General features: G+C 57.4%; 11 protein-coding genes and 1 tRNA gene. 6 read left to right on the top strand and 6 right to left on the bottom strand.

Annotated features, from left to right (window positions below):
• Positions 1-3: 3 nt before the first annotated feature.
• The 6 genes from BM007_RS09345 (at position 4) to BM007_RS09320 (ending at position 4,305) form a co-directional block, all read left to right on the top strand.
• Positions 4-80, top strand: a tRNA-Arg gene (locus tag BM007_RS09345).
• A 117-nt stretch (positions 81-197) separates the two neighbouring features.
• The gene (gene yqaB, locus BM007_RS09340; protein WP_090418362.1) at positions 198-764 is read left to right on the top strand and encodes a fructose-1-phosphate/6-phosphogluconate phosphatase; all 567 of its coding nucleotides are present in this window, start codon (positions 198-200) and stop codon (positions 762-764) included.
• Positions 761-1,189, top strand: coding sequence for a YqaA family protein (locus BM007_RS09335; RefSeq protein ID WP_021241956.1), 429 nt, complete (start codon positions 761-763; stop codon positions 1,187-1,189). Before yqaB ends, BM007_RS09335 begins: the two co-directional genes overlap by 4 nt.
• Before the next feature lie 83 nt (positions 1,190-1,272).
• Positions 1,273-2,817 (top strand): glutamate--cysteine ligase, encoded by a 1,545-nt coding sequence (gene gshA / locus BM007_RS09330; RefSeq protein ID WP_090418359.1) that lies wholly within the window; start codon positions 1,273-1,275, stop codon positions 2,815-2,817.
• Between the two features lie 153 nt (positions 2,818-2,970).
• Entirely contained in the window at positions 2,971-3,486 is a 516-nt protein-coding gene (gene luxS / locus BM007_RS09325) for an S-ribosylhomocysteine lyase (RefSeq protein WP_024907693.1), read from the top strand.
• A 54-nt stretch (positions 3,487-3,540) separates the two neighbouring features.
• Positions 3,541-4,305 (top strand): AraC family transcriptional regulator, encoded by a 765-nt coding sequence (locus BM007_RS09320; protein WP_090418356.1) that lies wholly within the window; start codon positions 3,541-3,543, stop codon positions 4,303-4,305.
• On the opposite strand, the gene leuA is transcribed toward BM007_RS09320, so the two are convergent.
• The 6 genes from leuA to proX all read right to left on the bottom strand — a co-directional run bounded on the left by leuA (position 4,292) and on the right by proX (position 12,208).
• Positions 4,292-5,947 carry a 2-isopropylmalate synthase gene (gene leuA / locus BM007_RS09315; RefSeq protein WP_090418353.1) on the bottom strand — a complete coding sequence of 552 codons (1,656 nt, stop codon included), beginning with the start codon at positions 5,945-5,947 and terminating at the stop codon, positions 4,292-4,294. The genes BM007_RS09320 and leuA overlap by 14 nt on opposite strands.
• 199 nt (positions 5,948-6,146) lie before the next feature.
• Positions 6,147-7,694 (bottom strand): multidrug efflux MFS transporter permease subunit EmrB, encoded by a 1,548-nt coding sequence (emrB, locus tag BM007_RS09310; protein WP_024907690.1) that lies wholly within the window; start codon positions 7,692-7,694, stop codon positions 6,147-6,149.
• Positions 7,695-7,710: 16 nt separating this feature from the next.
• Complete coding sequence (gene emrA, locus BM007_RS09305; protein WP_029742047.1) at positions 7,711-8,883, bottom strand: multidrug efflux MFS transporter periplasmic adaptor subunit EmrA; 1,173 nt, start codon at positions 8,881-8,883, stop codon at positions 7,711-7,713.
• A 126-nt stretch (positions 8,884-9,009) separates the two neighbouring features.
• Entirely contained in the window at positions 9,010-9,540 is a 531-nt protein-coding gene (gene mprA / locus BM007_RS09300; protein WP_023333174.1) for a transcriptional repressor MprA, read from the bottom strand.
• Positions 9,541-9,853: 313 nt separating this feature from the next.
• Positions 9,854-11,038, bottom strand: coding sequence for an MFS transporter (locus BM007_RS09295; protein ID WP_090418349.1), 1,185 nt, complete (start codon positions 11,036-11,038; stop codon positions 9,854-9,856).
• 174 nt (positions 11,039-11,212) lie between these two features.
• Positions 11,213-12,208 carry a glycine betaine/L-proline ABC transporter substrate-binding protein ProX gene (proX, locus tag BM007_RS09290; RefSeq protein WP_024907687.1) on the bottom strand — a complete coding sequence of 332 codons (996 nt, stop codon included), beginning with the start codon at positions 12,206-12,208 and terminating at the stop codon, positions 11,213-11,215.
• Positions 12,209-12,211: the final 3 nt, after the last annotated feature.

Below are 12,211 nucleotides of genomic sequence, written 5' to 3'. Positions count from 1 at the left end.
GATGCATCCGTAGCTCAGCTGGATAGAGTACTCGGCTACGAACCGAGCGGTCGGAGGTTCGAATCCTCCCGGATGCACCATCTTCTCCTTCTTTGTTTATTCCTTCGACGTTCCGTCAGCAATCACACTCTCTGTCAGCGACAAAAACCACCATTTACGATAAAGTAATGCTTTGTTAATCGGTTAGTGAGAGCACGATGTACGCACAGTATGACGGTTTGATCTTCGATATGGATGGTACTCTTCTGGATACCGAACCCACGCATCGTCAAGCCTGGACCGACGTCCTGGGCCGCTACGGTATGCGTTTCGACCTTCAGGCGATGATCGCCCTCAACGGCTCCCCAACCTGGCGTATTGCACAGGCCGTGATTGAACTGAATCAGGCCGATCTCGACCCGCACCTGCTCGCACGCGAAAAAACCGATGCGGTAAAAGCCATGCTCTTAGATACCGTACGTCCTTTGCCGCTGATTGATGTGGTAAAAGAGTGGCACGGGCGTCGCCCGATGTCGGTGGGGACGGGCAGTGAAAGTGCGATTGCTGAGGCATTACTCAACCATCTTGGCCTGCGCCACTATTTTTCTGCCGTGGTCGCCGCCGATCATGTTAAACATCACAAGCCCGCACCGGACACCTTCCTGCTCTGCGCAGAATTAATGGGCGTCTCTGCGGCAAAATGTGTCGTGTTTGAAGATGCCGATTTTGGTATCCAGGCCGCGCGTGATGCCGGAATGGATGCGGTGGATGTGCGCTTACTGTGAGTGACGCGCTGTCACTTGCCTCATTATTCGCCAGCAGTTTTCTCAGCGCCACGCTGTTACCGGGCAATTCGGAAGTGGTGCTGGTGGCGATGCTGTTGTCCGGCGTGAGTCAGCCCTGGCTGCTTGTAGTAATAGCAACAATGGGTAATAGCCTTGGAGGGCTGACTAACGTTATTCTTGGGCGTTTCTTTCCGCTGCGTGAAAAATCGCGCTGGCAGGAAAAGGCAGTCGGCTGGCTAAAACGCTATGGCGCTGCCACGCTGTTATTAAGCTGGATGCCTGTAATAGGCGATTTACTGTGTCTGCTGGCGGGATGGATGCGCATCTCCTGGGGACCGGTGCTCTTTTTTTTGTGCCTTGGCAAGGCGTTGCGCTATGTTCTCGTGGCGTGGGCAACACTACAGGGTATGACGTGGTGGCACTAATTGGTGGAATGAATACGCGACCTTCAATCGTCAACCATTACAATTATGCTGAGTAACATTACTTTGACAGGCGGGAGGTCAATTTGATCCCGGACGTATCTCAGGCGCTGGCCTGGCTGGAAAACCACCCTCAGGCATTGAAGGGTATTCAGCGTGGTCTTGAGCGTGAAACGCTGCGCGTTAACGCGGACGGTAGTTTAGCGACGACGGGTCACCCGAAGGCGTTAGGCTCGGCGCTGACACATAAATGGATCACAACCGATTTCGCTGAAGCGCTGCTGGAGTTCATCACCCCAGTAGAGGGTGATATTGATCATATGCTGACGATCATGCGCGATATCCATCGCTACACCGCGCGCAACCTGGGCGACGAGCGCATGTGGCCCCTCAGCATGCCGTGCTATATCGAGCAGGGCCAGGAGATTGAGCTGGCACAGTACGGCACGTCAAATATCGGCCGGCTGAAAACGCTTTACCGTGAGGGGCTGAAAAACCGCTACGGCGCGTTGATGCAGACCATCTCTGGGGTGCACTACAACTTCTCGTTGCCAATGGCATTCTGGGAAGCGAAATGCGGTGAAACGGATAAAGACGCTATCTCAGCAGGCTACTTCCGCCTGATCCGCAACTACTACCGTTTCGGCTGGGTGATCCCGTATCTGTTCGGCGCATCGCCTGCTATTTGCTCATCCTTCCTGCAGGGAAAACCGACGACGCTGCCGTTCGAGAAGACTGACTGCGGAATGTACTATCTTCCGTACGCCACCTCTCTGCGCCTGAGCGATCTCGGTTATACCAATAAATCGCAAAGCAATCTCGGTATTACGTTTAACGAATTGCACGAATATGTGGCAGGATTGAAGCGGGCGATCAAAACCCCGTCGGAAGAGTACGAGAAAATCGGCCTCGAAAAAGACGGCAAGCGCCTGCAAATCAACAGCAATGTGCTGCAGATTGAAAACGAGCTGTATGCGCCTATTCGTCCTAAGCGCGTAACGCGCAGCGGTGAAACCCCGTCGGATGCGCTGCAGCGCGGCGGGATTGAATACATTGAAGTGCGCTCGCTGGATATCAACCCGTTCTCACCGATTGGCGTTGATGAACAGCAGATTCGCTTCCTGGATCTGTTTATGGTCTGGTGCGTGCTGGCGGATGCGCCGGAAATGAGTTCAGACGAATTGCTCTGTACCCGTACAAACTGGAACCGCGTGATTCTGGAAGGGCGTAAACCGGGTCTGACGCTGGGTATCGGCTGCGAAACGGCACAGTTCCCGCTGACCACAGTCGGCAAAGATCTGTTCCGCGATCTGAAGCGTGTTGCCCGGACAATGGACAGCATCGACGGCGGAGAGGCGTATCAACTGATCTGCGACCAGCTGGTGGAATGCTTTGATAACCCGGAACTGACGTTCTCAGCACGCATTCTGCGTTCTATGATTGATCAGGGCATCGGTGGTACGGGGCGTTCACTCTCGGCGGAGTACCGTGAGATGCTGATCCAGGAGCCGTTAGAAGTGCTGAGCGAAGCGGATTTTGTAGCGGAACGCGATGCGTCCGTTGTGCGTCAGAAAGAGGTTGAAGCGGCGGATACCGAGTCGTTTGAGGCGTTTCTGGCGAAGCAGGCTTAAGCAGAAAAGAAAAAGGCCACATCGCTGTGGCCAAAATATACATCTCTGAATTCAGGGATGATGATAACAAATGCGCGTCTTTCATATACTCAGACGCGCATTCTGTAGAAGAGTTCAGTTTATTTTAAAAAAAATCACTATCGGAGGTGACGTATGCCGTTATTAGATAGCTTTACTGTCGACCATACCCGTATGGAAGCACCTGCAGTCCGCGTGGCGAAGACCATGCACACCCCGCACGGCGACACGATCACCGTCTTCGATCTGCGTTTCTGCGTGCCAAACAAAGAAGTGATGCCGGAGAAAGGCATTCATACGCTGGAACACCTGTTCGCTGGCTTCATGCGTGACCACCTGAACGGCAACGGCGTTGAGATCATCGATATCTCTCCGATGGGCTGCCGTACCGGTTTCTACATGAGCCTGATTGGCGTGCCTGATGAGAAGCGCGTCGCGGATGCCTGGAAAGCGGCGATGCAGGACGTGCTGAAGGTGAAAGAGCAGAACCAGATCCCTGAGCTGAACGTTTACCAGTGCGGTACTTACCAGATGCACTCTCTGGAAGAAGCGCAGGAGATCGCGCGTCACATCATCGAGCGTGATGTTCGCGTGAACAGCAACGAAGAGCTGGCCCTGCCGAAAGAAAAACTGCAGGAACTGCACATCTAGTGCACCTTTTCCCTCTCCCTCAGGGAGAGGGTAGGGTGAGGGTGGTTTAATTCCATGACCACAACCGCAACCTTCTCCTTTACCCACCGTCCCCTCGTTCCGTTCGCCCATGATTACGCTCATGGTGACAGCGAGCCGTGGCATGAGCACGACTGCGCACAGCTGCTGCACACCCTGAGCGGCGTGGTACGGGTGGATACCGCATCGGGCTGTTGGGTTGTGCCTCCCGGTCGCGGCGTCTGGCTGCCTGCGGGCACGCAGCATTCCCTGCGCATTACCGGCAACGTGGCGGCGCGAACGCTGTTTATCGATCCGCTGGCGCGGGCCGATCTCCCGGCCACCTGCCAGATCGTGCAGATCGCGCCGCTGCTGCGCGAGCTGATCCTCGTCTCCCTTGCTTTACCTGAGTCGTACTCATCCGGAAGCCGGGATGAGCGCGTCTATGAGCTCATTCTCGATGAAATCCGCACTATGCCGGTGCTGCCGTTTCATCTGCCGGAGCCGGAAAGTGAGGCGCTACGTCGCCTGTGCCTGCAAATCCGGCAAAGCCCGGGTGAAAGCTGGAGCAGCGCGCAGGCTGCGAGCATGATGAACATGAGCGAGCGCACCCTGAACCGCCATTTTCAGCAGCAGACGGGATTAAGCTACGGAGAGTGGCTGAGAAGGGCGCGCCTGCTGGAAGCCTTAGTGCGGCTGGCGCAGGGTCAGCCGGTATTGCGCGTGGCGCTGGATCTGGGCTACGGCAGCCACAGCGCCTTTACGGCGATGTTCCGCCGGGTGATGGGCGTCTCCCCCAGCGATTACTTTAAGAACGACTGACGGCGTTAAACAGCGCCTGAAGCGAGGCGCGCGCCACGTCGCTATCAATGCCCACGCCCCAGCGACTGCTGCCGTCCTGGAACAGGCAGCGGATGTAGGCCACCGAGCGGCTGTCGCTGCGCTCGCCTAACGTATGCTCGTGATAATCCTTAATCACGAACGGGGCGGTGACCCAGCGGCTTAAACCCTGAGCGGCGGCGGAGAGCAGACCGTTACCCTGACCTTCCAGCTGGCGCGTTCCCCCCTGCGTGACGACGCTGGCCGTCAAACGCAGCTGGCCGTCCTGCTGGCTGTCGCTGCGGTAGGATTGCAGCGCATAGTGCGGCGTGGCTACCAGGCCGTAGCGGGTGCGGAACAGCTGCCACAGCGCATTCTGCGTCATCTCTTTTCCATGGCGATCGGTTTCCTGCTGCACGTGCTGGCTAAAATCCTGCTGCAGGGCGCGGGGCAACTTCAGACCATGGTTCTGTTCGATCAGCCACGCGCTGCCGCTTTTTCCTGACTGGCTGTTCACGCGGATCACCGCTTCGTAGGTGCAGCCAATATCCTGCGGATCGACGGGCAGGTAGGGCATCTCCCAGCGATCGCCAGGCCTGCGGGCATCAAAGCCTTTTTTGATCGCGTCCTGGTGTGAGCCGGAGAAGGCGGTATAGGCCAGCCGTCCTGCCCACGGATGGCGCGGATGCACCGGCAGCTGATTGCAGGTTTCCACCACTTCCACCACCCGGTTCATATCGCTAAAGTCCAGATTCGGGCTAACCCCCTGGCTGTAGAGGTTCATTGCCAGCGTCACCAGGCAGACGTTGCCCGTACGTTCCCCGTTACCAAACAGACAGCCCTCCACGCGGTCAGCCCCCGCCATTACGGCCAGCTCCGCGCAGGCGACGCCGGTACCGCGGTCGTTATGCGGATGCACGCTGATGCAGACATCGCGGCGGCGGCTAAAGTGGCGACAGAAATACTCGATCTGGTCGGCATAGACGTTCGGCGTGCTCACTTCGACGGTGGCGGGTAAGTTGATCACCATTGGCCGTTCGTCGCACGGCTGCCAGATCTCCGCGACGGCTTCACAAATCTCCAGCGCAAACTCTGGCTCGGTAAAGCAGAAGGTTTCCGGGGAGTATTCATACTGCCAGCGGGTGTTCGGGTTCTCTTCACACAGCTGACGAATAAGCCGCGTGGCGCGCGTCGCCAGCTCGACGACTTGCGCTTTCTCCATGCCGAACACCAGGCGGCGGAACAGCGGGGCGGTGGCGTTGTACAGATGGACGGTGGCCTGCTTCGCGCCGCGCAGGGATTCAAAGGTGCGATGGATGAGATCTTCCCGTGCCTGAGTGAGCACCTGAATCGTCACGTCATCCGGGATGCGGTTTTCTTCAATCAGCTGACGAACAAAGTTAAAATCCGTCTGCGAGGCGGAAGGAAAAGCGACCTCGATCTCTTTGAATCCGCAGCCCAGCAGCAGGTCCCAGAACTGCAGCTTGCGCGCGCTGTCCATCGGCTCGGCAAGGGCCTGGTTGCCGTCGCGCAGGTCGGTTGAGAGCCAGCGCGGCGCGCGGGTGATGCGTTGCTCCGGCCAGCGGCGGTCGGGCAGGGAAAGGGTCGGATAGGGTTGGTACTTGTCGGCGGGTGTGTTCAGCATGATGCGCTCCTGTTGTCTTTTCACTATCGTGAATCGATTTCAGGCGCGCTGCTTTATCGGAACTGACAATGGCTGTCGCGTTCTGGACACGGTGGCGATTGTTGCCCGGTGGCGCTACGCTTACTGGGCCTACGAATGGTGGCCCGGTAAGCGTAGGCCGGGTAAGGCGTAGCCGCCACCCGGCAACTCGTGCACAGAACTAGTGTGCGCCACCGCCGCCGCTACCGGCGCCAAACGGTGGTTTAGCAAACCACACCAGCCCCAGCAGGACGATAAAGATCCCTGCCGATATCCAGAAAATCTCGTTGGCCGAGATAATCAGCCCCTGGTTGGTGATCTGCTGGGCAATCCACCCTGACGCCTGCTGCTCCGTCATACCCATTCCCTGAAGCTGGTTGTACATTTCGCGGGAGTTCGGGTTGAACGGGTTCACCGCTTCGGTCAGCTGCGCATGGTGCATCGATTCACGGTTAGTCCACAGGGTGGTGGTGATCGACGTACCGATGGAGCCCGCCAGCGTTCGAGTAAAGTTCGACAGGCTCGATGCCGCCGCCATGCGCTCAGGCGGTAAACCGGAAAGCGTGATGGTGGTCAGTGGCATAAAGAAACACGCCACGGCAAAGCCCTGAATAAACTGCGGCCACGCGGACGCGCCAAAGTCCATTCCCGGTTCGAACGTATACGCGCGCCAGTAGAAGCACACGGCGTACATGATAAAGCTGAACGTCACCAGCCTGCGCATGTCGAGCTTGTGGGCGAAGCGGCCAATAATCGGCGACAGCAGAACCGGAATCAATCCAACCGGTGCCGAGGCTAAACCTGCCCAGGTTGCGGTGTAGCCGTATACCTCCTGCAACAGCTGCGGCAGCAGTACAATCGCGCCGAAGTAGAGCATGTAGGCGAGGCTGATACACAGACAGCCAATGGTGAAGTTTCGCGACTTAAACAGCGACAGGTCGACTATCGGGTTATCGTCCGTCAGCTCCCAGACAATCAGGAAGCTCAGCGACACCACCGCGACAATCGTCAGGATGATGATCTCCCGGGAGTTGAACCAGTCCAGCTCTTTGCCCTGGTCGAGCATGACCTGCAGGCTACCGATGCCGATAACCAGCAATGCCAGACCAATGGCGTCGATACGCCGCTGTTCCGTCCTGGTTTCTCTGCCGCGCAGCGTCTGGAGCGTCAGCATTACCACGATGGCGCCAATCGGTACGTTGATGAAGAAGATCCAGCCCCAGTGATAGTTGTCGCTGATATAGCCGCCTAAGATAGGCCCGCAAATCGGGGCGACAATCACGGTCATTGACCATAGCGCCAGCGCAATTGAGCGTTTGGCGGGCGGGTAGTTGTTCAGCAGTAAACTCTGCGACAGCGGAATCAACGGCCCGGCGACAATCCCCTGAATAACGCGGAAGAAGATCAGCATCGTCAGGCTGCTGGACATGCCGCACGCCCAGGAGGCAAGAACGAACAATACCGTCGACCAGAGGAACAGCTTCACTTCACCGACGCGCTTTGCCAGCCAGCCGGTAATCGGAATGGAGATGGCGTTTGCCACCCCAAACGAGGTAATGACCCAGGTCCCCTGGCTCAGCGACGAGCCAAGGTTACCGGCGATGGTCGGGATCGCCACGTTCGCGATGGTGGAGTCCAGCACCTGCATGAATGTCGCAAGAGAGAGCGCAATGGTCATGATGACCAGCTGCGCCCCTTCCAGCGGTTTTTGCGGCTTTTGCTGTTGCATAACGCTCACCTTCGGATTAACCGGCGTTTGCCTTCACGATGTCATCGATCAGCTTGTTGACCGGATCGAGGCTAATTTCACGGGCGTTACTTTCATAAGCCGGGCTGCTGCGAACCTGGCTTGCCAGGATCTGACCGTCGCGGTTGGCGGTGTCGACCGTCACCAGCGTAGAGAGGCCGATACGCAGCGGGTGATCCGCCAGCTGTTTGGCATCCAGCTCAATACGCACAGGCAGACGTTGAACCACTTTGATCCAGTTGCCGGTGGCGTTTTGCGCAGGCAGCAGGGAGAAGGCGCTGCCGGTCCCCATATCCAGGCCAACCACTTTCCCGGTGTACTTCACGTCATCGCCGTAGATGTCGCTGACAACCGTCGCGGTCTGGCCGATACGCATATGGGCAAGCTGCGTCTCTTTAAAGTTGGCATCTACCCACAGATTGTCTGCCGGCACGACCGCCATCAGCGGCGTGGTTGGGCTAATCTGGGCCCCTGGCTGGACGGAGCGACGGGAGACATAGCCGGTCATCGGGCTGACGATTTTAGTACGCTGCAGGGCAAGCCACGCGTTGCGCACTTCAGTCGCCGCCTGCTGAACGGCGGGCTGGTTTTCCAGGCTGGTGCCTAGCACCATCGCCTGGTTGGCGTTGTACTGTTGAATGGCCACATCCAGCTGTGCCTGAGCGCTGGCCACGGCATCGCGGGCGTGCTGCAGTTCTTCACGGCCAATCAGGTTAGCCGTGCCGAGCGGCACGCGGCGGTTCAGGTCGCTCTGCGCCTGCGCCAGTGCCGTTTTCTGCACGTCGATGTTGGCCTGCAGCTGTTTGCTGTTGATCATCAGCTGGCGGGTCTGACGGACGCTGGAGGCCAGCGCGGTCTGTGCTTTTTCAAACGCCTGCTGGGCGTCGGTTGGATCGAGGGTCACCAACACATCGCCTTTTTGCACAAAGTCGGTATTGTCAGCCCAGACTTTCGTCACGCTGCCCGACACCTGCGCCATAATTTGTACCTGGTTCCCTGCCACGTACGCGTCGTCAGTCTCTTCAGCATGACGCAGTACTAAAAACCAATAGATCCCATATGCCACGGCAATAATGATAAAGAGCAAGGTCAACAGAAGAAGGGCGCTCTTACGTTTGCCTTTCTTGTTGCCCGGCTGCTGCGGGGTAGTGCTCTCCGCATTTGCGCTCATTGTTGTTCTCCACGATCTTCTTATTTTCACATCGGCTGAGCCGACCTGTTGTCAGAAAGGCCAGCAGTGTGACGTGCTGGCCTGTCGGTTTTCTTATGAATCTGGAATGGTGAGCGTGTCGTCGCGTTAGCGCAGCGCCTCAAGAACGGCGCCGTCTTCATCCATCTGGTCCAGACGGGTGAGCAGCTTGCGAGTGATGTGCTCAAGCTGGTCGCGCTCGGCGGTGCTGAGGACAGACCAGAGTTTGTGCAGGCAATTGTGCTGAGGTGGCAGCACCTCGCGCAGGAACTGGTGACCTTTATCGGTCAGTTGCAGATGCAGGCAGCGGCGATCGTTGTCGCTTTCACGGCGCTCAATCCAGCCACGCTTTTCGAGTTCATCGGCAATACGGGTCGCATTGGTACGGGAAGAGCCCAGCGCGCAGCTCAGTTCGGAAGGCTGAATGCTGTGATTTTCCTGAGACTCCAGCGTAATCAACGCCATAAACAACGTCTCGTTAATCCCTTGAGCTTTCAGCATTTTATTACGGTTTTCCAGTAGCTTACCCTGCATGTGCATGCACAGGCGAGTCAGCAGGATTTCCTGGTACGGGAAGTCCTCATGGCGACTGGCGCGGAATTTAAGCATTTGTTCAATGGGCGTAAACGAACTATCCATTTGGGCATAACCTCATTAATTACAGCCGATATAGTAACGATAGTGACAAATAATGTAAATGAATTATTTGTGCGGTTATATCCGCCAAATTAATGTCACCATCAGAAAGCGCCGGGTAAGTCCGTGACCCGGTGAGCACAGAAAGCGTAGGGTGTGAACCCGCTGGAGAAAGGATGTGAGGACGGGGGTCTGAACTATTCATGCCGATTGTAAATATGTCACCCACATTAAAATTTCTGGGATAAATGATTACGTTTACATTAACAGAGCGAAAGGCCTCTTAACACCCTAAGAGGCCAACGCAATGTAAAACTTAGTGAATTGCATCCTGGCGATGGTAACCACGCCACCATACTAGCAGGTTAAGAGTGGCGACGATGGCCCCGATCGCACATACCCCCGACCAGCCTGCATGCTGCCACGCAGACGCTGAAATGAGCGAACCCGCCGCGCCGCCAATGAAGTAGCTGGTCATGTAACCGGCCGTCAGGCGGTTACGCGCCTCTGGCTTCACGCGATAGATGACGGTCTGATTGGTGATGTGAACGCCCTGAACGGTGAGATCGAGCACCAGGATGCCGACGATCAGCGCCAGCACCGAGACGTGCCCGTACCAGATTGCCGCCCAGGAGAGCAGAAGTAAAATCAGCCCTGCGGAGGTGGTCAGGTGGGATTTACCCTTGTCGGCCAGCCCTCCTGCGGGACGCGCGCCCAGTGCCCCTGCGGCACCGGCCAGACCGAACAGGCCAATCACCCCTTCGGAATAATTGAACGGCGGCGCTGCAAGCAGAAACGCCATCGACGTCCACAGAATGCTGAAGTTGGCGAAGGTGAAACAGCCCAGCAGTGCGCGGGTGCGCAGAAGCTTATCCTGGGTGAACAGACTGAAAACGGAGGCCAGCAGCTGAGGATAGTTCAGGTGGTTTTCCTGCTTCACTTTTGGCAGCCCGCGCCACAGCGCTAGCGCCATGATGACCATCAGCACGCTCGCTACCCAGTATACGGTGCGCCAGCCGCCGAGGCTTGCCAGCAGCCCGGCAACGGTACGCGCCAGCAAAATCCCCAGCAGCAGGCCGCTCATGATGGTGCCCACCACCTTGCCGCGTTTTTCCGGGGAGGCGAGGGTCGCGGCGAGCGGGACCAGGATTTGCGCCACCACGGAGAACAGCCCCGTCAGCGCGGTACCGATAATCATCATCGTCAGCGACTGGCTGCTGGCGGTGATCAACATCCCACCGGCGGCCAGCAGGGTCATGGACACGATCAGCATTCGGCGTTCAAACATATCGCCGAGCGGCACCAGGAACAGCAGCCCGGCGGCATAGCCCAGCTGTGCTGCGGTAACGATAAAGCCTGCGGAGCTGGCGGAGAGATTGAACGCGCGGGCGATGGTGTCGAGAAGAGGCTGCGCGTAATAGTTGCTGGCGACCGCCAGACCCGTTGCCACGGACATTAAAAGGATGAGTGCGGGGCTAAGCCCTTGAGTGGTTTTTGTCATTAGTTTCAGGAATCGTTAGTTGAGTGATTATTTTTCCGGAAACCATAATAGCTAATGATTGTGAATGTTGGGGGATTGTTGGGTGATGGATTGTGCGGTTTAGGGGGATGGTGCGGTCTGGTGCCCCCTCATCCCAGCCCTCTCCCCAAAGGGGAGAGGGTTAGGGGGGGGTTTTTACTTCTGCGCCGCAAGCGCCTCTTTCACCCAGCCGTCAAACTGCTGCTGGTGGGCTTTGATCCAGCCGTCCACGTGGCCTTTCACATCCGCTTCGGAGGATTTACCCGCGTGCATCATCGCGTTCTGGGCGTTGATGTCCGCCAGCGGCAGCTTCATCACCGAGAACAGCTTCGCCGCTGCCGGGTTTTTCTCGGCCCAGGCTTTGTTCGCCACGATATGCATGGTGTTCACCGGGAAGCCGTAGTTCATGCCGTTCGGCAGCCTGGTGTCGATGTCTTTCTGCTCGCCCGGCAGGGAGGAGAACGGCACCTGCAGCCACACCACGTCTTTACCCGGCTTCAGCACGTCGCTCACCCAGTACGGCGTCCAGGTGTAGTAGATCACCGGTTTACCCTCTTTGAAGCGGGCAATGGTGTCGGCCATCATCGCAGAATAGTTGCCGTGGCTCACGTCGACCGTTTTTGCCAGATCGAAGGCTTTGTTCTGGTGGTTAATCACCGCTTCACAGCCCCAGCCCGGCGAGCAGCCCATCATGTCGGCCTTGCCGTCACCGTTGGTGTCGAACAGTTTGGCGATCTTAGGATCTTTCAGCTGTTCAATATTGGTGATGTGATACTTATCGGCGGTTTTCTTGTCGATCAGATAACCCTGCGCCGCGCCGGTCACGAAGGTGCCTTCGCGGTAGAATTTCTTGTCGCCACCGGCGGCGGCATACATATCGTCGTGCAGCGGCTGCCAGTTCACCGCGGTGAAGGTGGCGTCACCGGAAGCAATCGAGGTATAGCCTACGTTGTAATCCACTTCGCTCGGCGTGTTGACCGTGTAGCCGAGTTTTTCCAGCGCGCGGCTGACGATCAGCGTCTGGAAGCTCTCTTCCGAAATGGTGCTCTGCACCGGCTGCACGGTAATGCCTTTGCCCGGCAGGTCAGCCGCGAAGGTGCTGGTGGAGACAAGGGTGGCAAACGCTGTGGCAAAAAGTACGTTATGTCGCATCGT

The sequence above is a fragment of the Enterobacter sp. NFIX59 genome, assembly GCF_900113755.1.
Taxonomy (GTDB): domain Bacteria; phylum Pseudomonadota; class Gammaproteobacteria; order Enterobacterales; family Enterobacteriaceae; genus Enterobacter; species Enterobacter pseudoroggenkampii.
The sequence above is the reverse complement of the archived record's forward strand: the minus strand, read 5'-3'. Positions and strand labels throughout refer to the sequence as shown.